25 protein-coding genes and 2 pseudogenes are annotated in these 24,896 nt (G+C 56.6%); 2 read left to right on the forward strand and 25 right to left on the reverse strand.

The features are described 5' to 3' along the window. Nucleotides 1–68 precede the first annotated feature (68 nt). From SIC19_RS02325 to SIC19_RS02390, 14 genes and pseudogenes are all read right to left on the reverse strand, one after another. Nucleotides 69–1,301 (reverse strand): TolC family protein, encoded by a 1,233-nt coding sequence (locus SIC19_RS02325; RefSeq protein WP_075194553.1) that lies wholly within the window; start codon nucleotides 1,299–1,301, stop codon nucleotides 69–71. Beyond that, nucleotides 1,298–4,444, reverse strand: coding sequence for an efflux RND transporter permease subunit (locus tag SIC19_RS02330; protein ID WP_075194552.1), 3,147 nt, complete (start codon nucleotides 4,442–4,444; stop codon nucleotides 1,298–1,300). Before SIC19_RS02330 ends, SIC19_RS02325 begins: the two co-directional genes overlap by 4 nt. A gap of 60 nt (nucleotides 4,445–4,504) precedes the next feature. Next, complete coding sequence (locus SIC19_RS02335; protein WP_052479501.1) at nucleotides 4,505–4,846, reverse strand: copper-binding protein; 342 nt, start codon at nucleotides 4,844–4,846, stop codon at nucleotides 4,505–4,507. A gap of 15 nt (nucleotides 4,847–4,861) precedes the next feature. Continuing rightward, nucleotides 4,862–6,358: an efflux RND transporter periplasmic adaptor subunit gene (locus tag SIC19_RS02340; protein ID WP_041334556.1), complete on the reverse strand. Its 1,497-nt coding sequence runs from the start codon at nucleotides 6,356–6,358 to the stop codon at nucleotides 4,862–4,864. An 89-nt stretch (nucleotides 6,359–6,447) separates the two neighbouring features. Then, complete coding sequence (locus SIC19_RS02345) at nucleotides 6,448–6,864, reverse strand: hypothetical protein (RefSeq protein ID WP_127400868.1); 417 nt, start codon at nucleotides 6,862–6,864, stop codon at nucleotides 6,448–6,450. Between the two features lie 64 nt (nucleotides 6,865–6,928). Next, a complete protein-coding gene (locus tag SIC19_RS02350) occupies nucleotides 6,929–7,366 on the reverse strand; it encodes a MerR family transcriptional regulator (protein WP_127400867.1) in 438 nt (145 codons plus the stop codon). A 196-nt stretch (nucleotides 7,367–7,562) separates the two neighbouring features. Next, nucleotides 7,563–8,297 carry a class I SAM-dependent methyltransferase gene (locus tag SIC19_RS02355; protein ID WP_127400866.1) on the reverse strand — a complete coding sequence of 245 codons (735 nt, stop codon included), beginning with the start codon at nucleotides 8,295–8,297 and terminating at the stop codon, nucleotides 7,563–7,565. Between the two features lie 48 nt (nucleotides 8,298–8,345). Beyond that, complete coding sequence (locus tag SIC19_RS02360) at nucleotides 8,346–9,002, reverse strand: methyltransferase family protein (RefSeq protein WP_127400865.1); 657 nt, start codon at nucleotides 9,000–9,002, stop codon at nucleotides 8,346–8,348. Between the two features lie 47 nt (nucleotides 9,003–9,049). Then, on the reverse strand, nucleotides 9,050–9,853 hold the full coding sequence (lgt, locus tag SIC19_RS02365; RefSeq protein WP_127400864.1) for a prolipoprotein diacylglyceryl transferase: 804 nt from the start codon (nucleotides 9,851–9,853) through the stop codon (nucleotides 9,050–9,052). Between the two features lie 39 nt (nucleotides 9,854–9,892). Further along, a complete protein-coding gene (gene ccmI / locus SIC19_RS02370; protein WP_228712227.1) occupies nucleotides 9,893–10,777 on the reverse strand; it encodes a c-type cytochrome biogenesis protein CcmI in 885 nt (294 codons plus the stop codon). Nucleotides 10,778–10,779: 2 nt separating this feature from the next. Beyond that, nucleotides 10,780–11,268, reverse strand: a complete 489-nt coding sequence (locus SIC19_RS02375) for a cytochrome c-type biogenesis protein (protein ID WP_041334546.1) — start codon at nucleotides 11,266–11,268, stop codon at nucleotides 10,780–10,782. Continuing rightward, nucleotides 11,259–11,780 carry a DsbE family thiol:disulfide interchange protein gene (locus SIC19_RS02380; RefSeq protein ID WP_371915651.1) on the reverse strand — a complete coding sequence of 174 codons (522 nt, stop codon included), beginning with the start codon at nucleotides 11,778–11,780 and terminating at the stop codon, nucleotides 11,259–11,261. The genes SIC19_RS02375 and SIC19_RS02380 overlap by 10 nt, the downstream gene beginning before the upstream one ends. Next, nucleotides 11,780–13,777: a heme lyase CcmF/NrfE family subunit gene (locus SIC19_RS02385; protein WP_127402369.1), complete on the reverse strand. Its 1,998-nt coding sequence runs from the start codon at nucleotides 13,775–13,777 to the stop codon at nucleotides 11,780–11,782. Before SIC19_RS02385 ends, SIC19_RS02380 begins: the two co-directional genes overlap by 1 nt. Nucleotides 13,778–13,885: 108 nt before the next feature. Then, nucleotides 13,886–14,251: pseudogene (locus SIC19_RS02390) on the reverse strand (redoxin domain-containing protein); the annotation flags it as partial. A 100-nt stretch (nucleotides 14,252–14,351) separates the two neighbouring features. Here SIC19_RS02390 and SIC19_RS02395 point away from each other — a divergent pair. Continuing rightward, the gene (locus SIC19_RS02395; protein WP_213480225.1) at nucleotides 14,352–15,557 is read left to right on the forward strand and encodes an ISL3 family transposase; all 1,206 of its coding nucleotides are present in this window, start codon (nucleotides 14,352–14,354) and stop codon (nucleotides 15,555–15,557) included. A gap of 3 nt (nucleotides 15,558–15,560) precedes the next feature. On the opposite strand, the pseudogene SIC19_RS02400 reads toward SIC19_RS02395, so the two are convergent. The 3 genes and pseudogenes from SIC19_RS02400 to SIC19_RS02410 form a co-directional block, all read right to left on the reverse strand. Further along, nucleotides 15,561–15,842 (reverse strand): annotated as a pseudogene (locus SIC19_RS02400) (redoxin domain-containing protein); the annotation flags it as partial. 99 nt (nucleotides 15,843–15,941) lie between these two features. After that, entirely contained in the window at nucleotides 15,942–16,454 is a 513-nt protein-coding gene (lspA, locus tag SIC19_RS02405; protein ID WP_036206313.1) for a signal peptidase II, read from the reverse strand. A gap of 3 nt (nucleotides 16,455–16,457) precedes the next feature. Further along, the gene (locus tag SIC19_RS02410; RefSeq protein WP_036206310.1) at nucleotides 16,458–17,354 is read right to left on the reverse strand and encodes a cation transporter; all 897 of its coding nucleotides are present in this window, start codon (nucleotides 17,352–17,354) and stop codon (nucleotides 16,458–16,460) included. Nucleotides 17,355–17,451: 97 nt separating this feature from the next. Between SIC19_RS02410 and cadR the strand changes: the two genes are divergently transcribed. Next, nucleotides 17,452–17,856, forward strand: coding sequence for a Cd(II)/Pb(II)-responsive transcriptional regulator (gene cadR / locus SIC19_RS02415; RefSeq protein WP_075194546.1), 405 nt, complete (start codon nucleotides 17,452–17,454; stop codon nucleotides 17,854–17,856). 225 nt (nucleotides 17,857–18,081) lie between these two features. Here the strand turns inward: cadR and SIC19_RS02420 are convergent, their stop codons facing one another. From SIC19_RS02420 to SIC19_RS02455, 8 genes are all read right to left on the reverse strand, one after another. Continuing rightward, the gene (locus SIC19_RS02420) at nucleotides 18,082–19,035 is read right to left on the reverse strand and encodes a bile acid:sodium symporter family protein (RefSeq protein ID WP_075194545.1); all 954 of its coding nucleotides are present in this window, start codon (nucleotides 19,033–19,035) and stop codon (nucleotides 18,082–18,084) included. Between the two features lie 298 nt (nucleotides 19,036–19,333). Next, nucleotides 19,334–19,909, reverse strand: a complete 576-nt coding sequence (locus SIC19_RS02425) for a TlpA family protein disulfide reductase (protein ID WP_127400863.1) — start codon at nucleotides 19,907–19,909, stop codon at nucleotides 19,334–19,336. A 56-nt stretch (nucleotides 19,910–19,965) separates the two neighbouring features. After that, complete coding sequence (locus tag SIC19_RS02430; RefSeq protein WP_127400862.1) at nucleotides 19,966–20,670, reverse strand: SCO family protein; 705 nt, start codon at nucleotides 20,668–20,670, stop codon at nucleotides 19,966–19,968. A 42-nt stretch (nucleotides 20,671–20,712) separates the two neighbouring features. Then, nucleotides 20,713–21,303 carry a protein-disulfide reductase DsbD domain-containing protein gene (locus SIC19_RS02435; RefSeq protein ID WP_127400861.1) on the reverse strand — a complete coding sequence of 197 codons (591 nt, stop codon included), beginning with the start codon at nucleotides 21,301–21,303 and terminating at the stop codon, nucleotides 20,713–20,715. Nucleotides 21,304–21,319: 16 nt separating this feature from the next. Next, a complete protein-coding gene (locus SIC19_RS02440; protein ID WP_127400860.1) occupies nucleotides 21,320–22,510 on the reverse strand; it encodes a protein-disulfide reductase DsbD family protein in 1,191 nt (396 codons plus the stop codon). Further along, nucleotides 22,510–23,295: a thiol:disulfide interchange protein DsbG gene (dsbG, locus tag SIC19_RS02445; protein ID WP_227716685.1), complete on the reverse strand. Its 786-nt coding sequence runs from the start codon at nucleotides 23,293–23,295 to the stop codon at nucleotides 22,510–22,512. The genes SIC19_RS02440 and dsbG overlap by 1 nt, the downstream gene beginning before the upstream one ends. A 669-nt stretch (nucleotides 23,296–23,964) precedes the next feature. Beyond that, a complete protein-coding gene (locus SIC19_RS02450; protein ID WP_083637138.1) occupies nucleotides 23,965–24,714 on the reverse strand; it encodes a TVP38/TMEM64 family protein in 750 nt (249 codons plus the stop codon). After that, nucleotides 24,692–24,877: a hypothetical protein gene (locus SIC19_RS02455; protein WP_075194539.1), complete on the reverse strand. Its 186-nt coding sequence runs from the start codon at nucleotides 24,875–24,877 to the stop codon at nucleotides 24,692–24,694. Before SIC19_RS02455 ends, SIC19_RS02450 begins: the two co-directional genes overlap by 23 nt. Nucleotides 24,878–24,896 lie beyond the last annotated feature (19 nt).

A 24,896-nucleotide genomic window follows, 5' to 3' on the forward strand; every position in this document is an offset into this window, starting at 1 on the left:
CATGGCAGTTGATCTACTTTTTCTGTGCGGATAGCAACGCCCACAATACTTTCATGGTGAATCCCCTTCTAGTTTGAAAGGCCGGTGGCTTGCGTTGTTTGCAAGGCTTCGTATCGCGCCCTGGCACTGAACAGGTCGCGGATGACCGTTTCCCGGGTGAGTTTTACGCCAGTAAGCTTCCGTGCACTGTCTATGGCATCTTCCAGTGCACCGGTACCGCTGGCCAATTCATTCAGGCTGGCTTCCCAGTGAGCGCGTTGATTCGGAAGATGGCGTTCGTCAAGGATTTCAAGGCGGCTGTAGCCTGCCTGAATGGCTGCCTTTACGTCGCCGATTGACGCTCGCAGATCGCGATGGGCCTGAGTGGTCTGCCACTGTCGTTGGGATACTTCCGCAGTCGCCCTGCGAACGGCACTGTTCTGTCGCTGTCCCGTAAACGGAATCTGAATCCCAACGCCTACCGTCCAGCGCTTTTTTTCGTCAGCCAACAAGCTATTGTAGCCCGCATTGGCCGTAAACACGGGCCTTCGGTTGGCTTCCGCGACGTCCAGTCGGGCCCGGGCCTCCGCGGTCCGCGCCTCTGCGGCCTGAACCAACGGGTGCTCGGTTCCGGTCAGGGTGTCCGCTGCCATTGGCATACGAGGAGGCAGGGATAGCATCAATTCGGAGGGTTGCGGACGGCGCCCCAATAATGGGATCAGGTTGGCGGAGAGCTTGGCCTGGTCCGCCCGCAGCTCAACCAGTTGCGCGTCCAGCGTATCCAGTTCCGTCTCTACCCTGAACAATTCACTCTGTGTGGCCTCGCCGTATTCCAGTCGTTGCCGGGTAATCTCGGCTAGCTGTTCCACCAGCGCACGAGTCTCGTAGTGCAACTCGATGGCCCGGTGCGAATACCACAAACGGGCATAGGCCTCCTTGACCGAGGCCGTCAGTTTTCTGGTCTGCCAGAGGGTGTCCTGGGTTGCGGCACGCACACCCGCCTCCTCGGCTCCGCGGGACGCGGATAACTGGTCCGGCCAGGGCAGCTTCTGACTGACCTCAAACCGGTGCCCGACCACATTAGGGCCCTCCAGAGTTTCGGGTGCAATACCGTACTTTACGACAGGATCCGCCCAGGCATCCGAGCCTTCCACTTCGGCCCTTGCTGCCTCGATGGCGGCTCGCTGCGCACTCAGGGTGGCGTTGCTATCCAGGGCCTCCGCAATCCACTGGTCCACCGTTTCCAGCGATTCAGCCATTGCGGGGGCAGAAAGGGAAACGAATACCGCCAGAACGGCGTAAATTCCACTGCGTCGAATCATTGGTTCGCTCCTTTTTGGGCGAGCTTCTTCAACCGCGCACGCTGCCAGAGGTAGAAAATCACCGGAATCAGCAGCAGCGTCAGCACTAGAGTAGTAACCATGCCGCCAATCATCGGCCCGGCGATCCGCTGCATCACTTCCGAACCAGTGCCGCCGCCCAGCATGATGGGTACAAGGCCAGCCACGATGGCGGCAAAGGTCATCATGATCGGGCGCACCCGCTGCGCAGCCCCGTGGCTGATCGCCTGGCGCAGGGCATCCGCCGACAGTTTCCCGGGCTGATGATCGACGGCCTCCAGGGCGTTGTGCAGGGACTGGTTGAGGTACACCAGCATCAGCACACCGATTTCCACGGCGACTCCGGCCAGGGCGATAAAACCAACGGCAACAGCCACGGACAGATTGTAGCCCAGCAGGTACATCAGCCAGATGCCGCCAATCATACCGAACGGCAGGGTGCCCATTATAATACCCACCTCGGTCATGTTGCGGAAATTCAGGTACAGCAGGATCACGATAATCGCCAGCGTCAGCGGTACCACCAGTGTCAGGCGCTCCTTGGCACGCTGCATGTACTCATACTGGCCGGACCAGGTCAGGGAGTAGCCGGCAGGCAGGTCCACCTGCTCCCGCACCACCGACTGAGCCTCTTTGACCCAACTACCAAGATCCCGGCCTGCAATGTCCACCAGGGTCCAGCCATTGAGGCGGGCATTTTCCGATTTGATCATGGGCGGCCCCCTGTCGACCCGGATATCCGCCACGTCGGCCAGCGCGATACGCTGTCCACCGGGCGTCACTATGGGCAGTAAGCGCATCTGCTCCACCGAATCCCGGTAGCCCTGGGGATAACGCAGATTGATGGGATAGCGCTCCAGGCCCTCCACCGTACTGGCCACGTTCATGCCGCCAATCGCAGTGCGTACCACGGATTGAATATCTGCGATATTCAATCCGAAACGGGCGGCAGCCTCCCGCTGGATATCCACCTTGATGTAACGTCCGCCGGCCACCCTCTCGGAAAACGCAGAGGCTGTGCCCGGTATGTCAGTCAACACCCGCTCTAGCTTTTCCCCTATGCCCTGGATCACTTTCAGGTCCGGGCCGGCCACCTTGATGCCCACCGGGGTCTTAATGCCCGTTGAGAGCATGTCAATACGGGTTTTGATCGGCATGACCCAGGCGTTAGTGAGACCGGGAAGCCTGACGGTCCTGTCCAGCTCGCGGCGCAGGGATTCCGGCGTTACGCCGGGGCGCCACTGGTCCCGGGGTTTAAACTGGATAAAGGTTTCAATCATGGTCAGCGGGGCCGGATCGGTGGCCGTGTCAGCGCGGCCGATTTTGCCGAACACAGTTTTAACCTCTGGAATACTGGCAATCAGCTTATCGGTCTGTTGCAGGATCTGCCGGGCCTTGCCAATGGAGATGCCGGGATAGGTGGTGGGCATGTACATCAGGTCCCCCTCATCCAGGGGGGGCATGAACTCACTGCCCAGCTTGTTGGCGGGCCAGAAGCCGATGATCAGCACAATCAGGCCACCGGCAAGCATCAGGGCGGGCCGCCGCAAAGCCCAGTCAATGGCTGGGCTGTACAGGAAGATCAGCAGCCGGTTAATGGGATTGCGGTGCTCCGGCAATACCTTGCCACGAATGAAGTAGCCCATCAGCACCGGTACCAGTGTAATGGCAAGCCCGGCAGCCGCAGCCATGGCATAGGTTTTGGTGAACGCCAGGGGTGCGAAGAGCTTGCCCTCCTGAGCCTCCAGCGTGAACACCGGCAGAAAGCTCACGGTGATGATCATCAACGAGAAAAACAGCGCGGGCCCCACTTCACCGGCGGCCCTATACATCACGGCCCATCGGTTTTCCGGTGTCAACGGGGTCCGCTCCATGTGTTTATGGACATTTTCAATCATCACAATGGCACCGTCGACCATCGCACCGATGGCGATGGCAATGCCGCCGAGGGACATAATGTTGGCGTTGATACCCTGAGCGTGCATCACCACGAACGCAGCAAGAATGCCCACCGGCAGGCTCACGATCACCACCAGGGAAGAGCGCAGGTGAAACAGGAATACCGCGCAGATCAGGATCACCACCAGAAACTCTTTCAGCAGCTTGCTGTAGAGATTGTCCACCGCATTGTTGATCAGTGTGGAACGATCATAGGTGGGCACCATTTCAACGCCATCCGGCAGGCTGCCCTTGATCTCCTCCAGGCGTTGTTTAACACCCTCGATGGTAGCCAGAGCGTTTTCGCCAAAACGCATCACCACGATACCGCCGGCCACTTCGCCTTCTCCATTCAGTTCAGCGATACCCCGGCGCATTTGTGGCCCCAGCCGGATATCCGCCACATCCTTGAGCAACAAGGGCTTGCCATTATCGTTGACACCCAGCGGCACCTGGCGCAGGTCGTCCTCGTTCTGCAGGTAACCGGTGACCCGCACCATGTATTCCGCCTCGGCCATTTCCACGACGGATGCCCCGGTTTCCTGGTTGGCGCTGTTGATGGCGGCATGAATACGCTGCAGCGTGATGTTATGGGCGCGCAGCCGGTCCGGGTCCACCACCACCTGATACTGCTTGACCATGCCGCCAACACTGGCGACCTCGGATACCCCGGACACGGTTTGCAGTTCAAACTTCAGGAACCAGTCCTGAATGGCCCGAAGCTCCGAAAGGTCATGCTGGCCGGTGCGGTCCACCAGGGCGTAGGAGTATACCCAGCCAACGCCGGTGGCATCCGGCCCCAGCTCTGGTTTGGCGGCATCGGGCAATTGCCCGGCTACCTGGCTCAGGTATTCCAGTACCCGGGAACGAGCCCAGTACAGGTCGGTGTCGTCATCGAAGATCACATACACATAGGAGTCGCCAAAGAAGGAATACCCCCGAACCGTTTTGGCGCCCGGCACCGACAGCATGGCGGTGGTGAGCGGGTAGGTCACCTGGTCTTCCACCACCTGGGGCGCCTGGCCAGGATACGGGGTCTTGACGATCACCTGTACATCCGACAGGTCCGGTATGGCGTCAATGGGCGTTTCCCTGACGGAATAGAATCCCCACCCAATCAGTATGAGGGTGGCGAGCAATACAAAAAATCGGTTATGAAGCGACCACTGGATAATGCGGTTAATCATGAGCTGAGTCCGGTCTGGTGATGGCCGGGGGCAGCCCGATGGCGCACCCCCGGGCTATCACTACTGTTTCCTGATAGAGGTCACCTGCTGGCCCTTGCCAGCGGGTGCCAGAGTGAAGACAACCTTGTCACCCTTATCCAGGGCATCCAGGTCCACCTCCGGGGCTACGGGAAATCCCATGGTCATGCCCGGCCAGTTCAGCGCCGGAATAGGCTCATGCTTCAGCGTTACTTTGCGATTTTCGGTGTTGATCATGGTGATTACGCCCCGGCTCTGGACCGGGCCAGCGGACTCTTTGGTGTCCATGCCGGACATCGAGCCCATGTTGTTATCGGCCGCTGCCAGAACAGGTCCCAGGGATAATCCGAACACAACAGCCGTCATCAGGTTTTTCAGTTTCATGGTTTTCTCCAGTGGTTACTGCGCGTCTTGCGCGGGCTCAATACGTTCAACAAGATAGCCGTCCGGCGTCTCCCGGAACCCGAAATTGACGGTCTCACCCGGGGCCAGTTCCACCAGATCGACGGATTCGGCAATACCAAAGGTCATGGTCATGGCCGGCCAGCCAAGACCGGGTACCGGGCCATGGTCGAGCGTGACTGAAGAACTCTCAGCATCAAGCTCCGTAATCCGGCCAGCGGCTTCAAACAGTTCGGGCGCAGAGCTGTCTGCACCGGCCATGCCGGCGCTGTTCTGCTCCTCGGGCTCCAGGCGCAGCATGGCGGCCTCGAGGCTGGTTTCTGAATCAATCAGGAACTGGGCGGACACCACCACCTGCTGCCCTTCTTTCAGACCTTCGTGAATGACCACCCTGTCGCCGGCTTCCCGGCCCGTCTTGACGGGCACCGGACGAAAATAGCCGTCATCCTCAGCCAGCAGCACATGCTGGCTGTCGCTTCGCCGGATCAGCGCCGGGCGCGGGATAGTGAGCAGGTCCTCACCGATGGGGGCATCCATGGTGAGATTGACGAACATTCCGGGGCGCAACCGGCCATCCGGGTTCGGAACGCGTACCCGGGCCCGAAGAGTCCGCATTTTGGGATCCAGTTCCGGGTAAACGTAGTCAATGTCACCATTCCAGTTTGTATCCGGCATGGACGGCGTGGTGAATTCAACGGCCTGACCCGCTTCAACCAGCCCGGCCTGACGTTCAAAAAACTCGGCGATCACCCACACCGAATCGCGACTGCCAATGGCCATGATTTCAGTATCCGGGCGCACGTACATGCCGGCACGAACAGGCAATGCGGCCACATAGCCGGAGCCAGGGGCAAATACGGTGATGCGTTCTCGGATTTTTCCTGTTTTTTTCAGGTTGGCAATCTGTCTATCCGTCATGCCCAGCGCGCGCAGCTTTCCGCCGGTCGCTGTTGCCTCTGAGCCCCGCCCAAGGCGCTCGGACATCAGAAACTCCTGCTGGGCATTCACCAACTCCGGTGAATAGATCTCATACAGTGGTTCACCACGGTCAACGATTTCTCCTTCTGACCGAACATGCAACACCTCGACCCATCCGGCAATGCGGCTGTGCACCTGAATCAGTTGATCTTCATTGTCAGTGACATAACCCACGGTTCGGACCGGAACAGACACTGCCCCACGGGAAACTGCCCGGGTTTTAACCCCCAGATTGTTTCTGACTGCAGGATTGATCTGAACCCCGCCGTCGTCCCGGCCGCTACTGCTTTCTTCGTACACCGGCACCAGGTCCATTCCCATGGGGGACTTGCCAGGCTTGTCACGGCGGTAGTTGGCATCCATGGGAGCAACCCAGTACAAGGGCTTTTCATCCGCCGATTCACCGGCAGGATTACCAGAACCGGCGGATTCTGACATCGGCATGATTTGCAGGCTGGCCAGCCAGCCCAGACCAAAAGCGACAGCGATCACCATCGCCATCAGGGAAATGCGCATTGATGTTTCCTTATTTGAAGCTTATAGACGCTCGCCCGAGTGGCCTATCGGCCCAGGTGTAAACGTGCGAACTTAGATAAAGACTAAGATCAGACTACTGAGAAATCAGGGGGAGGTGTAAGGGTATCAAGGATAACGCTGAGATAGACTTCTCGGGGACGAAGAGAGGTAGGGTCGGAAGAACATTGCACTGGCAAAACCGCCTTCTCAGAAACCAGTGCGGATAGCATCGCACCGCAACTGCCCTGGTTGGCGGCGATAGCACAATCGGTAGACGCCATATCACCACAGGCCATATCCTGTTCCGAATGCCCGTCAGTGCTGGCACTCCAACAGTCCACCATGGCCATGTGGCCGAAACGGGCAGGAGGTTCTGCTGTGTCTGCCGTGAATTGCCCGAACGCCAGCACCGGCTGTATTGCCATGATCAGCAACAGCAGGTTAAGAAGGGCTTTAGGCGTTATCAAGCGTGGCAAATGGAGCGACCCAGGTAATTGAGTTTTCACGAATTCTCGTAATATTACGGCTTGCACGCCACAGGCGTCAAGCGATTAATTATCCCGGCTGGCATCAGCTCCACTGCCGTATTAGCTGCTGGACAGAATACCCATCAGGAGCGGCTTCAGGCAGGCGTTTCCACACGTCAACGCTTGTTCTCATATCGTCACGAAGCCGCTCCAGCTCACTTAAGTGCTGTTCGAGCCGGAAAAGACGATCTGTAAACAGTTTCTTCAGTTCGTTGCTGGACAAACCATCTTCCGTCGTTTGGGTGAGTATGGTTTTGACTTCCTCCAGCCCCAGGCCCAGTTTATGGGCTTCGCGAATAAAACGTAGTCGTCTCAGGTCTTCCGAACCATACACGTAGTAGCCATTTCGCGGGTTTTGCCGTGGACGGAGCAAACCTTCGCGACTATAAAAACGAACAGTATCAGCGGAGACGTTCGCACATCTCGCAATTTCTTTAACTCGCATAGTAACCGCCTTCCCAACAAATCGGCGCTTGGCCATTTATGCTCTGAGCCACATCTTGGGGAAAAGTTCCTTCCCATCAAATCCGAGCCTGCGATCAGATTGTTGTCGCCTTTAGCGCCTGGCAACCATGGTTCGCAAATGCCACAAGTGCCAGACGGCAAACGCGATAATTAACAGCGTTGCCACGGTGCGTGGCCGGATTCTCAGTTCAGGCAAGCACTCCCCAGTATGATTATGCCAACTCGTGCCCAACCACCACGAAGAATAAACGATCAATAAATCGAATCTGATTCCCGTCCAACTGATCATCGATTTCCAGAATACCTTTCTCAATTTCATCAGAAGTAAAACCTGCCAGATTTGACATAAAACGCGCCCGCAGCATCGCATACCAGCGATCCTTCGGGATTTCGACGCGGTACTCTTCCCTGCTTGTCACCGCACCAAGGCCGGAGGCGGCAATTTCACCGAGAAGAATGTCAAGCTCCGGTTGACTCTCTGAAAAGGCAGTCATCGCCCGGCTGAAAAGGGGAAACTCGGGCAAACTGGGCCGGGTGACCACCAGAACACGACCATTCGGTCGCAAACATGAGCGCATTTTCTTCCAGAATCTCTCACGATTGCGGATGTGATGAATGGACTCCTTGATGAGCACCCGGTCCAGTTGCACCCCGCTGTCAATGAACGCTTCAGCGGATGCACAACGGGTCTGGATGCCGCTGTATTGTTCAGCATTCAGGAGCATGGCGCCTGAGGGGTCCACGCATATCGCTTCAGATTCCAGCGGCACAGCCTGGCTGAGCAGATGTGTGAAGATACCGGTCCCACCACCAAGGTCTGCAAACCGGCTGTCAGCCTGCATATTTAAATGATTAAGAAGCTTTTTCAGCATCCAGCCCCGGTAATCCCTGGTCAAAAGCCACAGATCATCATAGTCCCGGGAGACTTCGGTAAAAGCCGTCGTCATTGCGTGTGCCCCATAAAACGCTGGTAACGCTCTGCGTTACCCTGTGTGTCAACCCAACCCCGAGCGGGACTTGCCAACGAGTTTTGCAAGCCGGCCCATTCGTGGAACAAACCTTGGCACTTCCTGCTGATAGGTCCGGTACTCCTCACCGAACCGCTCAATGACCTGTCGCTCTTCATGCCGTGCGAGCAAGCTGTAGGCAAGGACAATGATGGGGAACAGACTAACGGAGAACAGCGTCGGCCAGTGCACAATCCCCTCCCCGAACAGGATGAGAAAAAGGCCCGTATACTGCGGGTGCCTCACCAAACCGTAGAGCCCATCCGTTGCAAGACGCCCTTGTTGGTGTGCACGATGAAGTTCGCGCCATCCCTGCAGAAAAATACCGATGCCAGTCACAGCCAGAGTATAACCAAGCAACATTGAGATAAGCATGCCCACCTCGCCGACACCAAGCAGCGAGGACCAGAGATTCGCGCTGAGGTCGCTACCGTCCAGATCAAAGAACCGCACGAGCAAATAGACAGTGAGAGGGAAGCCGTACATCTCCGCATACAATGCGATTATAAACGCCTGCACCACCCCGGCACTGCCCCACTCCCGCCATGTTCTGGGAGCGAGCCAACGATACATGACCCAGGAGATCAGCACGATCATGATCGCCGCTATACCCCAGGCTCCCGAATGACCAATAGTTTCTGTCATGTTAAGTTTTCCTCGTAAGTCAACGAACAAACAAGCTAAGACAGCTTTTATCTGGCTGTCGCCGCCTCCGTTTTATTGATCGGTTGACGTCTTGACCAGGCAATTAATGCAAGGCCGCCAAGGATCATCGGCAGGGTCAGCAGTTGCCCCATGGTCACCCAGCCGAGGGCGATGAACCCCAGTTGCGGGTCGGGGAGGCGAACAAACTCGACCGCAAAACGGAAAATTCCGTAGAGCAACAGGAACAGGCCGGACGTTGCGCCCATCCGACGTGGGTTGCGTGAGAACCACCACAGCACCACAAACAGCACAACACCTTCCAGGGCAAACTCATACAGTGACGACGGGTGACGTGGCGCCGACCCCATATTCGGGAACACCATGGCCCAGGGCACGTCGCTGACCCGCCCCGGGAGCTCGTAGTTAATAAAGTTGCCAAGGCGCCCAGCCCCCAGGCCAATTGGCACCAATGGCGCTATAAAATCCGTGAGTTGGAAAAACCGCAGGTTCTGCTTGCGGGCGAAGACCAAGGCTGCAATCAGGACGCCGGTCAAGCCGCCGTGAAAACTCATACCCCCTTCCCAGATCTTGAGCAGCCAGAGCGGGTTGTCTGCCAGCTTGTCAAAACCGTAGAAGAGCGCGTAACCGACGCGGCCACCCAGAATGACGCCCATCGCACAGTAGAAAATCAATGTTTCAACAGCGTCTGCATTCAACCCGAGTCGATGAGCCCGACGACGCCCCAGCCACCAGGCCGCAAGAAAACCGACAAGGTACATCAGGCCGTACCAATGAATTTTTAGCGGGCCCAGTGCAATGACTACCGGGTCTATTTGAGGATACTGGAGCATAAGCTTTCCTGATTTCGTGATTGAAAGTGCGTTAGGGTTTTAATCAGTAACACGTTCCGCTCCATTGGCTGTCTCCTCCAATCTTTGCCTGGCAACAGCGATACCGTTGCGAATGGCCTGTGCGGAGTCGTTATCGCCGAAGCCCGCCAATGCCCGGCGCCAGTAATTGATCGCCTGTTCATAGCGGCCGTCGTCAAAGGCCTCGACCCCCAGTATGCCCAGCACCGTTGGCTCACGTGGATCCTTGTCAAGTATTTCGTCGATCAGCGCCTGCACTTCAGTGGTCAGGCTGCGCCCGGCCACAAAGAATTTGATCTGGGCCAGTTGGGCCAGTAGGTCAACTCTGCGGCCTTCCAGTTCGATCAGTCGTTCCAGGGCGCCAATCGCTTGCCCCGGTTGGCCGATCTTCTGGTAAAGCGGAAACAGCAACGACCAGACCTTGGGATTATCCGGCTGAGTCCCGGCCTCCTCTTCGAGCCGGCCAACCAGGGTTTTCATTGAGGCGCCGGGCGTATTGAGCGCATTCTGTTGGGCGGCATACAGGGCCAGATCGCCATCGGCACCCTGCCATCGATAGCCGATGATGCTGGCACCTATTACTGCCGTTATCACCAACGGAATCATCAAACGTCCTGACACGGGGCGCCTGAGAGGCATTCGGCGGCGGGCCTCGGTGTCCTCCAGCAGATTGCGGTCCAGCTCGTGACGGCTTTCTTCAAAACGGGCGACGTCAATCTCGCCGCGATCGCGGGCTCTTTCCAGTGCTGAAAGCCGGCGCTCATAGACGGCCAGGTTTTGCGCCTCTGCATGATCATCGGCCTCAAACCGCTGCTGCCAGTCATGGATCGCCCTTGCTCTCCGCAACGGTAGACTCAGGAACCACAGCGCAAGAAGCAGCAGTGTACCAATACTTAACCAGAGCATAGTCATTCCGATCCCTCACGGTGACGATGAATCAGGGAGGACAGGCGGGTACGTTCCTCCTCGGAGAGCGGCCGCACTCGCCGGTGTCTGCGTGCCCGGACAAACGCAATCACAATCATGGCGCCCCCTGCCACCAGCGCTGCCGGCAACGCCCAAAGCAACCACGTGCGCCCGTCAAGGCGCGGGTTGTAAAGAACGAACTCGCCAAAACGATTAGCCATGAAATCAAGAATTTCCTTATCCGCACGCCCATCACGAAGCATCATTGCTACCCGCTCCCGCATGTCCGCCGCCACCGGCGAATCGGAACTGTCGATGGCTTGAGCATCACATTTAGGGCACCGCAACGACGCCGTAAGGTCGCGATAACGCTCCGCCATCACCGGATCCTCGAAATGACGCGCATCGATTGCCGTGTCCGCCACCGACTGGAACGAAGCCAGCAAAAACACGATGACCACACAGCAACGGCTCTTTCGGTTTAGCGCCATTTCTCTACCTCCGCCATGACTTCATCCACCTGAGCTGGCGTTATGTACCCGACGTGCTTATATCGAACGATACCGTTTGCGTCGACCAGGAAGGTTTCGGGCACGCCATACACGCCGAGCTCGAAACCCAGGTCACCGGCAGGATCAAAGATGTTGACCTCGAAAGGTTTTCCAAACTCTTCAAGAAACTGTCGCCCCAGGTCACGTGTGTCTTTGTAGTTGATGCCCACCATCTGAATGCCGCGTTCGGAGAGCGCCAGTAGCTGGGGCATTTCCTCCTTGCAGGTCGGGCACCAGGACGCCCAGACATTGACCAGAGACATCTGCCCGCGAAGCAGGGATTCATCCACCTCGGTGTCAGGGTCCTCTAGCGTCGGAAGCGTGAACGCGGGAAACGCCTGGCCTATCAGGGCCGACTCGCGAGCACTGGGGTCCAGCGAAAGCCCCCGGTACAAAAAGAAGGCCAGGCCAAGGAACACCACAAAAGGAAGCATCAGCAACAGGCGGCGCATCATGCGCGAACCTCGCGCGCCGGCCTCATCGATTCCCGGTCAGCTGCAGCGGCACGGCGGCGACGATAGCGACGATCCGCCACAGCCAGCACGCCCCCGGAGGCCATCAGCAGCGCACCCAGCCAAAGCCAGCGTACAAATGGCTTGACCTGTAGGCGCATTGCCCAGCTGCCGTCGTCCAGTTCCTCCCCCATGGCCACGTAAAGGTCCCGCAACAGGCCGGGGTCGAGTGCGACATCGGTCATCGGCTGCCCACGGGCAATGTACAGGCGCTTCTCCGGGTACAGGGTGGTGACAATCCGGCCTTCACGGGCAACCTCGATGGTCGCCGTATCGGCGAGGAAGTTGGGCCCCCGACGCTCGCCCAGTTCGGTCAGCGTAAAATCGTACCCGCCCAGATCCACCTGCTCACCGATATCAAGCCGCACATTACGCTCCATGGCGTAGTTCGACACCATCACCACGCCCACGATGGTGACGGCCAGGCCCACGTGGCCGACCACCATGCCCCAGTATGAAGGGGTCAACTTACGCAATCCGGCCAGCGCAGAGGACGCATTGCGGACTTTATCAAACAGGTCGCGCACCAACGCCAGTACTACCCACAGGGCCGCCACCATCCCCAGCGCCACGGCGACATTCCACTGGCCGTTGTAAAGAAACGGTATCGATACCGCAATCGCCAGTGCGGCCAGACCCGCCCCCAGTAGTCGCCGGAACAGCTCGCGACCGGGCATCTGCTTCCAGCGTGCGACCGGCCCCAGCCCCATAAAGGCACAAAGCATGACGGTCAGTGGCACGAACAGGCTATTAAAGTAAGGCGCGCCGATACTGATTTTGCCCAGCCCGAGTGCATCCAGGATCAAGGGGTACAGGGTGCCCATCAGGACCGTGATCGTCATGATGACCAGCAAAATATTGTTGATCAGTAACAGTGCATCCCTGGAAAGCCAGCTAAAGCCCGCATTGGCGCTCATTCGCGGCGCCCGTAGCGCAAAGATCAACAGCGAGACGCCGACCGTTATTCCCAGCAACGCCAGAATGAAGAGCCCCCGTGACGGATCATTGGCAAAGGCATGAACCGAGGTCAGTACCCCTGAGCGCACCAGGAAGGTGCCCAGCAACGAGAGTGAGAACGTGAAAATCGCCAGCAGCGCCGTCCAACTCTTGAACGTGCCACGCTTTTCCGTGACCGCCAGTGAATGTATCAGCGCTGTCCCGCTCAGCCAGGGCAGGAGCGATGCATTTTCCACCGGATCCCAGAACCACCAGCCTCCCCAGCCCAGCTCATAGTAGGCCCACCAGCTACCCAGAGCGATGCCGAGGGTCAGAAAGGCCCAGGCAATGTTGGTCCACGGCCGAACCCAGCGCGTCCAGGCCGCATCCAGACGCCCTTCGATCAGCGCAGCGATGGCAAAAGCAAAGACCACTGAAAAACCCACATAGCCCATGTAAAGCATCGGCGGATGGATGATCAGGCCAACATCCTGCAACAACGGATTCAGATCGGCACCGTCGGCTGGCATGCCCGGCAACAGGCGATCAAAGGGACTGGACGTAACGACGATGAAAAGCAGGAACCCTGCGCTGACGACACCCAGAACTCCCAGAACCCGTGCCAGCATATCCTGTGGCAACTGGCGGGAAAACAGACTGACGGCAAAGCCCCAGCCACTGAGAATCAGACTCCATAACAGCACCGAGCCTTCATGAGAGCCCCAGACGGCGGTGAACTTGTAGTACCAGGGCAGCATCGAGTTCGAATTACGGGCCACATAGTCCACGCTGAAATCATCCAGAAGAAAACTGGCGGTCAGGCTGGCATAAGAAACCAGTAGAAAGGCAAATTGCCCCCATGCCATGGGCTCAGCAAATGCCATCCACAACGGGCGCCGGGTGGCGGCTCCCAGCAAGGGCACGGTCGCCTGAAGCAGCGACAGGCAAAGTGCAATCAATAACGCGAAGAGACCAACTTCGGGAACTGTCAGCGTAAGCATTTCGAGGCCGTGTTCGGTTAAGGGTTCGGCGATGACCGAACCTATCGGTAAGGGGTTCTCAGGTATTGCTTCGTCAGCCAGCCGCATGGCCGGCTGACGAATTCCCTATTACTTCCGACCAGGTTGGCGGGTAACGCGCAGATACGGTGTCTGCTCATCCCATCCGTCGGGGAAACGCTCTTTGGCCTCTTCGTTGGAGAGCGACGGAACGATGATCACATCCTCGCCATTCTTCCAGTCCACCGGCGTGGCCACTTTGTGGTTGTCGGTCAGCTGGAGCGAATCAATGACGCGCAGGATCTCGTCCAGATTGCGCCCGGTGCTGGGGGGATACGTCAGCATCAGACGGATTTTCTTCGCGGAATCGATAATGAATACCGTTCGAACAGTCACCTTGGGGTCGGCTTTTGGATGGATCATTCCGTACAGGTCGGCAACCACCTGATCCTTGTCTGCCAGCAGGGGAAAATTGAGGTTCATCGCGGGTTAGCGTGAAAAAGTAGGAGACGGCGGTAAAACCGGTTAGTTTTGAGTTCGCCAAAACAACAAAATTAGCCAATCCACCGCCGCCTCTATGAATGCTAATCTTCTTGATCTGTTCTGGGAAGGATTCACGATGGAATCCTACGTCCAGATTGACGCCCACTCCGTGCTCATCCGACTGCAACCTGCCGCTGATCATCTACCCTGCTGCAGTGGTTGTAACCAGCACACGCTTGCCATCCACGACACTAGTACCCGACGAGTTCGAGAGCGCGACCTGTTTCATTATCGAGTTTGGCTGGATGTGCCTGTCCGTCGAGTTCGCTGTGTATCCTGTGGTCCCAGACTTGAACAGATTCGCTGGTTACCAGGGCGACAGCGCCTGACAGCGGGCATGATCAATTGGATTGAGTCCTTGGTGCGCCTGATGCCAGTTCAGCATGTAGCAACCCTGTTGGGGTTGCACTGGCATACGGTCAAAGCCGTCGACCATCAACGTCTCAAGCGGGAAGTGACTGAGCCTGACAGGCATCGAATTCGCCGATTGATCATGGATGAGTTCGCCTTGTTCAAGGGGCACCGGTACGCCACCGTGGCGATTGATGCAGACACGCAGCAAGTGCTCTGGGTTGGAGAGGGGCGTAGCCGAGCCGCTGTGCGTCCCTTCTTTGAATGGTTAGGAGCTGAGGCGTGCACGCGGATCGAAGCTGTGGCGATGGACATGAATACCGCCATGGATCTGGAAGTTCAGCATCATTGCCCTAACGCTCGCGTGGTTTACGACCTGTTCCATGTTGTCGCCAAGTTCGGACGGGAAGTGATTGATCGGGTTCGGGTCGACCAGGCCAATCAGCTTCGACACGACAAGCCCGCTCGAAAGGTAGTGAAGCGAAGTCGCTGGCTATTGCTCAGAAATCGGACCAACCTCAAAGATGATCAAGCTCTGAAGCTCGAAGAGTTGCTGCAGGCTAACCAGCCTCTGATGACAGTGTATGTGCTGAAAGACCAGCTCAAAGAGCTCTGGTACGCCCCTTCAGAGGACGAAGCCAAGCAACGCTGGCAGGACTGGTTGAATCTGGCAATGAGCAGTGGGCTGGCACCAGTTCAGCAATTTGCCAGACGCCTCAAAGGCTATGTCGAAGGTATTATCGCCAGTGCTGTCTACCGGATGAATACCAGCGTCCTGGAAGGGATGAACAACAAGATTAAGGTCATCAAACGGATGGCCTATGGCTACCGGGACAACGACTACTTCTTCCTTAAGATAAAAGCAGCGTTTCCCGGTAAAGTGCGATGAACCAAAATTGAGCCCCGTGCCCTGGGTTTTCTCGATATCCTTCGCCCAGTCGTTATGGGAGTCGAGCGGGTCGACGGAGACCCCGATCAGCTTCACACCGCGACTGGCGAACTCGTCCTTACGCTTCGCGAAGGCACCGAGCTCTGTGGTACAGACGGGGGTGTAGTCGGCGGGGTGTGAAAACAGCACGGCCCAGTCGTCTCCCAGCCACTCATGAAACTGAATGTTTCCCTCGGTGGATGCGACGGTGAAATCGGGAGCGGTTTCTCCAAGTTGCAATGTCATCGTTTCATTCTCCTTTGCTTTGGCTGTCGTTCTTGGTTCGTCAGAATAGACGGTATCCTTAAAGTCAACTTTAAGGTCAAGACGTTTGTCAGATGTTTTTTAGCCTGATCCATCGAGCTCGACGTTCGTGCCCGATTTTTCGGGTATGAAACTGACATAGAGGAAAAGCACAGTGCCCAGCACAATGGCGATATCGGCAAGGTTAAAGGCCGGCCAGTGCCAGGATTGCCAATAGACATCAAAGGAATCCACAACATAGCCACGAAATATCCGGTCAATCAGGTTGCCCACGGCACCGCCAAGAATAAGGCTGTACGCGATGGCTTCTCCCCTGCGGCGGCACTGAAGAATCAGCCCGATCAGTACAATCGAGACAACTACCGCGACTGTGATAAGAAAGTATCGCTGCCAACCTCCGCCATCGGCAAACAGGCTGAATGCGGCGCCGGTGTTCCAGACATGCACCCAGTTAAAGAACGGGGTCACCGGAATCGACTCGCCATACGCCATTGACTGCTGGACCGACCATTTTACAACCTGATCAGACGCCGCAATCAGGCCCGAAATCGCCAGCAGGCCATACGGCAAGTGTTTTTTGGCAACGATGGACATTATTTAACCCTTAAGCGCAAGGATGCGCCTGGCCCCGTTGAGTACGATAATCCCCGCAATGCTGCCGATGATCAGGTCCGGGTAATTGGAGCCAGTCCATGCCACCAGGGCGCCAGCGGTAATGACCCCCAGATTGATGACCACATCGTTGGCTGAGAAAATCCAGCTCGCCTTCATGTGGGCACCGCCCTCCCGATGTTTGGATATCAGCAGCAGACACGTGGTGTTAGCGATCAATGCGATGAACGCAATCCCCATCATTACCAGCGACTCCGGCTCACTGCCGAAGACAAAGCGCCTCACCACCTCTGCAAGTACGCCCACAGCCAGTATCAGTTGGAGTACGCCCGCGAGATGCGCAGCACGCACCTGCATTTTTACGCTGTGCCCAACCGCATACAGGGCGAGCCCGTACACGGCCGCGTCGGCGAAATTGTCCAGGGATTCTGCAATCAAACCGGTGGAGTGCGCGATCAGGCCGGCCGTCATTTCCACCACAAACAGGACAGCATTGATACCGAGCAACCAACGCAGGGTGCCGGACTCCTGCTCGGCAGAGATAGCCGTATCCCCGACCGCCTTGATTGACTCAGGGTCGGCAGCGGCCGTTTCCTGAAGCGAAGCGCCCAGCCCGAGGGTCGCCAGCTTCGCGGTGATAGGCTCAGCCTCGCCATCGTGCACAACCTTCAACCGCCGATCAGACAGGTCGAAGGACAGCCCGCGAATGTCTTCAAAACCGTTCAGGGCCAGTCGAATCATCCGTTCCTCCGAAGGACAATCCATCTTCGGTACGGTATACACACTGATCCAGTTGCCGGACGCTTCAGAGGCCTCCGACCCGGTATTACCCTCGGCGGGTGTTGCGTCGCAGCCACAGGCGTCTTCACAGGATTTACTCATGATACGGCTCCACTTGAGTATTGTCGGATTATGATTTAAAACCATATAGTCACTATAAGGTCAATAGAACAGATACCATCTGTTGAGGAGAAACCCGATGCGCATTGGTCAGTTGGCACGGTCCGTAGGAGTCGATACTCAAACTGTCCGCTTCTATGAACGGGAGGGCTTGTTACCACCGCCGGATCGGCAGGACAACGGTTACCGTGTTTACACCGAACGGCATGTTGAGCGGCTGGCCTTTATCAGGCGCTGCAGAATACTCGAGCTGTCACTCGCTGAAATCCACGAGTTACAGAGGTATCAGACCGCCCCCCATCAGCCTTGCAGGGCCATCAACACCTTGCTTGATGATCACATCACTCATGTGCGGTCTCGGATAACCGATCTGCAGGTACTGGAGCAACAACTCACGTCGTTAAGAGCGAGTTGCAACGATGATCGGGAAATTAAGGCCTGTGGGGTTCTCGAAGGGCTCAGTGAAGAAAGCATGCGGCAGTAGCCTGAAGCATTTATGCCAAGTATTGGGGTAACCATTGTGGGCGAATCAATATACTTGCGCAGATGTTGAAAATCCGCTTCCTGGCAGATCTTTTCGACAACACGGAGCCTGAGTAGCCGGCAGATGGAGCAAGCACCTCATCATCTCCTGTTTCGTTAAAAAGGCTGCATCAACTTTTGCCAGTAGTTCGTTGGGTAATTCGGCTCTGAAGCAATACCGAGATCCTTAGTGCCGATCGTTCGCTCGGAATCGAAGTAAGCCGTGCCGTGCAAGGATCTTAGCGGCAATGGGTGAAGTGATCATTTGTATCACTGCAAAGAATGCGGCAGGAATCGCAATTTCTGAAGGTAAGCCAGATGCGGCGACAAAAGCAGCAGCAATGCTAAATTCTTTTTTGCTCACGGTGAAGAGATAGGTAATCACTTCTTTCCGGTCAGAGGTTAGCAACCGTGAGGACATTCCTATCAGGTAGCCAATCAGATTAAGACTCAGGGCTGCTCCAGCAATCAAAAAAGCGTACCAGCCATAACCAATGATAGTTTCTGCGTTTGGGCCTACTACAGCCAGTAGTATCAGAAGATATATGATTGATCCAATTCCCGCGTACGTTGAATCATGGCGTGCAAAAAAATCTGGAAATCCTGTGCGTAAGCTCACTCCAACAACAGTGGGAACGAGAACGATCAAGGCTAATTCAAAGATGATTGCCCCGAGAGGAACTTCCAGTTGTATTCCAGTCAGCCATAAAAAAAGGAATGGAACAATGAATGGCGATAGTGCTGTATTGACCGCATTAAAAACGGCTGCTAAGGCAACATTCCCCCGCGCCATTAATACCAGCAGCGGAGACGAAACATCTGTCGGCAATGTGCCAAGCAACGTTTGACCTGCTGCAAGAGGTCCGTTCCCGAAAAATAAACGGCCAGTCAGAAAACCGGCAATCGACATCGGACCATAGACCAGACCTAGTGCTAAAAGTTGCCTTGAAGGTTTGCGAAAGACCACTCCAACGGCATGTGCGTCGAAGGTAAGACTGATGACAAGCATCAGCAGCGCGAGCAGTGGACCGATAAAGGGCTCTAGGTGCGTTCCTAACCCTGGGAATACTAAGACCAAACCAGCTAAAGTGATAACAAACCAAACAAGATTAGACTCCACAAAATAGATGAATCTGATCATATCTTGGAGTCCACCGTGCCCGGTGAGGTTGGGCGACCTTCACACTGCGCGAACAACTCGATGGCTTTGTTGCAATAAGCACAGTGCCCATCGCAGCAGTCGTGCATCAGAAACGCTACGAGATCAGCAAGTACAGGAAAAATAGCACTGTAAACTATTGAACGACCCTGGCGTCGTGTTTCTTGAGACATCGCCCCAAACGCCCTAACAGCTTCTGCTTCTTTCATTTCAATATCTCAATACCTATTGCTATATTGAAAAATTAGGTGACCCCTGGTCCAGTCGGCGTGGCCCGCGGTCAGTCCGGAACCTCGGAGATCGCACGGGTCATCAAATCCGCCATGGCCGGGCTGTCCCATTCCGCGGCACCGACCAGGCGGCCAATTTCGCGACCGTCATGATCAATCAGCAGCGTTGTAGGAACACCTTCTATGCCTAGCGTTGAGGTCGCCAGTGTGGACGGATCAATATACTGGCGAAGATGCTGAATGCTTGTTTCCTGATAGAATTTTTCAACAACGCTGATGCCTGCGTGGTCAACGGACAGCGCGACCACTTCAAATTGCTCGCCGCCCAGTTGAGCCTGGAGTGAGTCAAGCGTCGGCATTTCCTCACGGCAAGGCAGGCACCAGGTGGCCCAGATATTGAGCAAAATCGCCTTACCCTTAAAGTCAGCCAGTGTCAGCGGCCTGCCGTCTTCGTCTTCAAAAGCCAGCTCGGGCAGAGTGCGAGGGGACTCCCAGATCAGGAAACCCTGGGGCCCCACCGACTTCGGAACCTTCCCTGCAGCCATAACTGGGGCGGTCATGGAAATAGCAAGCGCGAAAAGGACTACGGCGATTCCCCGGGCGGCGGATATGCGCTGTTGACTCATTGGACATTTCTCCTGATTAAAGTGGTCGGCTTTCTGCCCGCATGGCGCCCCACGCGTTACTCGCTCTGTAGCAACGCTTCAATGCGCCCATGCAGCCGGCCCCAGAACCCATCATCAGCTGCCGCGTTGGGGCCTTTGGCAATGGCCGTCAGGTAGGTCACCAGATGTTCAGGCTTGAATTTCAATCCATGGAACCGGGCCCGCATCTGCCCTTCCGGGTCAATCACGTGGGTTACCACACCATGGACCTGTACACCCTCACCTGTATCCCTGAACTGAACGCCGTACGCTTTGGCAAGTTCGGGCGTCAGTTCAGGTGGTTCCGTCCTGGCTCGGTAGAGGAAGTGCCAGTTGCGGGGATTCAGATCGAAATTCTCGCCGTAGGCACGCATGTTTCTCCGGGTGCCTGCAACATCTTCCCGGTCCGTGGCAATGGTGATGAACACCACCTCTTCACTCAGTCCTTCTTCTTCAACCCCGGTTTGCAACTGCCGGATCAGGTTCATATGCAAAGGGCAGGCCTCGGTACAGCGCGTGTAGAGAAAGTTAAGCACAACGGTTTTGCCGTTTAAGTCGGCAAGGGAAAGGGTATTGCCATCAACGCCTGTAAGATCAAATTCAGGGGCCGGCTGATCCACAAACTGGGCATACCGCTCTTTCTCGTTCAACGAGGCCTCCACATCCTCCATGGAATGGGCCATGGCATTGGTGCTGACCTGGGCAACCATGGCAATCAGCAATACTCTGAATACACTGTTCACAGTCATTCTCCATTTGAGTTGTTTTCCGAAGGGCGTCCCGGTTTATTGTGGCTTGGTATCGTCCAGATTCAGCGCAACGGGCAGGTCAGCTGGTGCCAGGCAAACGCCCTCGTCACTGCAGGCCTGTACCCGTACCGTCATGTCTAGCTTGCCTGCCTCTTTCAGCGCGGCGGTCTGTTTTTCATCTGGCAGCAGCCGGATACTCGCACCGTCGTCATACACCTCCAGGGCGGTGTCACCCAGTGTGATGTCACTGACCCTGCCGCGGGGGTACTGGGTCGGGATGTCAAGCGACTGGCCGCCAGCCGAAGACTTGGCGACGGTGGGGATCAGAAACTCCATGGAGGCTGGATTCGCATTCACGTGCCAGCCCGGTTCAATGTCCAGTGTCAGAACGATTTCACCGGTCTCCCCTATCAGGGCTTTGCCGCCTTCCGCAAGATTGAGGCGGACCTTATCGGAAGAATCTGCCAACCCCGTGCGGGCAACTGGTGCCTGAGGGTCAGAACTGGCTTGTTCAGTCTGGGCTGAGCCAGGAGCCTTTCCGGAATTGGTGCCGATCAACATGAACGCCGCGATCGCGATCAGAAAAACCGCTACGCCGGTCAGCAATACCTTGGTTCGGGTTGTCATGGTTCATCTCCAGTATCTAGCGTTGTGAATTCTCGGTACGGTTGATCGCCTCGACCAGGCTGTCGGTATCAAAGAGCCCCGTGAAACGGGCGACAGCGGTGCCGTCAGCGTCAAAAATCGCCGCAAAAGGTAAAGCCTGCCCTCCCGTTGCGGTTAACAATGCGTCTTTTTCGGGATCGCTTGCTGTCACATCAACCTGAATCGGCACCATGCCGGCCCGCGCTACGGCTTCAGCCACAGCGGGCTCTTTATACACGGTGCGCTCCAGGACCTTGCAGTTGATGCACCAATCGGCAGTGAACTCCAGCAAATACGGTGTGTCCCGGGCTTTTGTGTCCGCCAGGAGTTCTGCGGAGTAGGGCTGCCAGACAAGTTCGTCTTCGCCGCTGCCCAACGGAGATGCGAATACCACTGTCACCGCAAGGGCAAGGCCTGTCGCCGTTGCAGTGATCACGCGAACGGCACCGCTCCCCTGAACGAAACGACGGAGACCCCAGACCAGCACCAGCGCCAGCCAGGCCCACCACAGCAAGGGGTATACCGCTTTGGGCACCAGGCTCGCGCTGAAAAACACGGCGGCGGCCAGCAATATCAGCGCGAGCACTTCACGAATGGCTACGCTCCAGGGGCCCGCCTTGGGCAAACGGCTCAGCCACTCGGGCCTGAGCATCAGTACCGCGTAGGGTAGTGACAGCCCCAGCCCGATACTGCCGAATATCCCCATGATGACCGGCGCCGGCTGGGTAACGGCAAAGGCCAGTACGCCCCCCAGGAAAGGGCCTGCGCAGGGCGCGGCCAGGATCGCACTCAACAGCCCGGATACATAGGCTTCAAAGTAACGCCGGCCATGCGCCGAGGCGGCGAATGTCGGGACGGGGATGGGCAGATCGAGCCAGGTAATCACCGCAAACCCGACCATTAACGCAACCAGGACGGCCACGAATAGCGTTGACTGGAACAACGTGCCCCAGTTCCACTGCAGCAGTGCGGTCAGGCCGCCCAGCGTCAGGAAAAAGGTGAGTGTTCCGGCCGTGAATGCCAGCGCGGCCAGCACCCGATGGGACCTCTGGCCGCCCGCCTCCCGAAGGATGGTCCGGACCTTGATGGGGATGGCGGGCAGCACGCAGGGCGTCAGGTTCAGCAGTAGACCTGCCATAACCGCCATCATGATCTGGCCGGCAATGAGCAAAGAAGGCAACTGATCCATCACTCAGCTATCCCCAGCGCCCTTCCCAGCGCTTCCTGCCCAGGCACGCCGGTCTGGCCTTGCCATTGACCACTCGTGTCTTTGAACAGCAGCCCTGGCGTTCCACTGAAACCCAGTTCGGCCATCCACTTGCTGTGCTGCTCAAGCGCCGCCTTGAGGTTCGCCGGTACGGGCGTGAGCTCGGAAATGCCCTCCCCGCTACCATTGTTACCAAAGTTCTCCTCGAACGCCTGGAGCGCTCCGGCCCGATCCTCTGCATTCATGATTGCGGCGGAGAAGCCCAGGCTGGAGGGCTTGAGAAAACCAACCATGACCCAGTGCAACCTGACTTTCCCCTGCGCTACCCAATCTCGGGTTTGCTGCCAGAATTTGTGACAAAAGATGCAATTGGGATCCGCGAACACATAGATTTCCGGGGCATTCTTTCCGCCCTCGCTGACTAAGTGAGTATCCCGGGAAAGCTTCTCGGCAACGGAGGCATACATTGGCTCTGATATATAGCGTGTCGTGTACTGACGAGTCAGATCGGTGCCGTCGCTCTCCAGAAGCGCACCGGAAAAAGTGTAGTCACCGACACCATAGATGATTCCGGCTTTTCCATCCCCGGTCTTTACAACATAACCGGTCACGCCCCCAACTGGTGTGGAGAAGCGTTCAATTACCGTAAAACCGACTTTTTTCTGAAGCGCCTCGATTCCCGGGTCCATCGTTGGTGACGCATACGCGAGAGCCGCAAACAAACTCAAAAAAAGTGCTATCGAAAGCTTACGGAATAGCACGGTCATACCCCGCGCCGGGTGTTCCATACAGAGTGACATCACAGGGACGCTCCCATCTTTATGTATTCATCATTCAACAAGAAGCCACCAGGTGTAGCTGACTACGTGGTGGCATACCGCTAGATCGAACGGCAGGCGCTCGAAGCGAGCCCCCCATGCGATCAAAGGTTCAGGAAATTGCTGAATATTTGGGAGGAAAGGGGTCTGGCCCTGAAAGTACACGGCCAGAATGTGAAGAATGGTCCCAGGGAAAAAGAGAGGACGATAATATCGGCAAATCCAGAATTGCAGATTTGCCGACATGGGAAGAGATACACGTGCTGCTACAGCTACCCTGAGCCAGGAGCCTCGAGCAGTCAGGCATTTCCTGAGCATCCGGCAAAAGGACACAAGCTTCACCCATGGGCTCCACTCCATGAGAAGTCGCAGCACCCACCTGTGAAACAAGGAAATAAGCTGCGAGCAGCATGGCTGTCAGTCCCAAAAGCCGCTTGGTCATTGCATCGAAATCCCGATTACAGAACAGTTACTGCCTTTCACGTGTGGAAAAGCAAGATCCACTGTAACCCACATTGATGGAGGCGCCAAGCACACAGAAACTACTCATCCTCGCGCCTCCATTCTCTTCCATTGACAAAATATGACTAAGCCTACACTCACAAGCTCCTCCGGATTTTACTGCTGGAACACGCTCTTTCGCCCCCGACGTCGGGCCAAAAGCAGCTTGGCAACAATCGGTAACAGGGTAATGCCACTGACCAGGATCAGAAGCCCGGTCACCACCCCGGACTCAGATGCCATGAGCAAGCCACCAAACGCTGTGATCAAATACGCTGTCGGAATAACACCGGCCAGAGTTGCGACCACGAATCGCCAGAACGCGATCGGTGTCAGGCCGGCTGCATAGCTGACGGCATCGAAGGAGATAAAGGGCACCAATCGCGACGCAAAAATGACAAGCATCAACCCGCCCTGGGAGCGGTCCTTGCCCAGCCAATTCAATACCGGACGTACCCGCCTCCAGCGATGGATAACGTCGTACCCCAAGGATCGAGCAATGGCGAAAGCGATCAGTGCGCCGGCCTCAGCACCGATAACCACGATCACTGTTCCCCATAGCGATCCATACACCGCACCGGCAACCATGGCGATCGGGGCGCTGGGGATCGGGCTCAGGACAATGGCCGTGATCATCAGGCCAATGATACCCACCGGCCCCCAATACCCCAGTTGGTCAATCCATTCCGACAAGGCCGCCTTGTTGGTCACGGCGGTCAATGCTCCGGTCTCCAGCATGACCCAATAGATCGCAGCCAGTGCAGCCAGCAAGAGCAGAACCCCGGCTACTTTTGCTTTTGCGTTCGGTCTAACTCCCATGCCTGCCATGGGTACCCGATGAAATTCATGCTTCAGGGTGGTAGTCATAATCTCCTCTGGCGTTCTTACTCGCGCGTCCAGAATCGTCCCTGTTTGTCGAAAACAGGTACTTGCCGAGGGCTGCGACGCCAAGTACCAGGGCGACGATGAGCAAAAGGGATATCAACCCCATTCCCGCCATTCCAAACATGCATGCCTCATTTGTCATCATGTCAATCTCCTGATTCTGT

It is taken from the genome of Marinobacter sp. MIT930201 (genome assembly GCF_047122665.1).
Classification (GTDB): domain Bacteria; phylum Pseudomonadota; class Gammaproteobacteria; order Pseudomonadales; family Oleiphilaceae; genus Marinobacter; species Marinobacter salarius.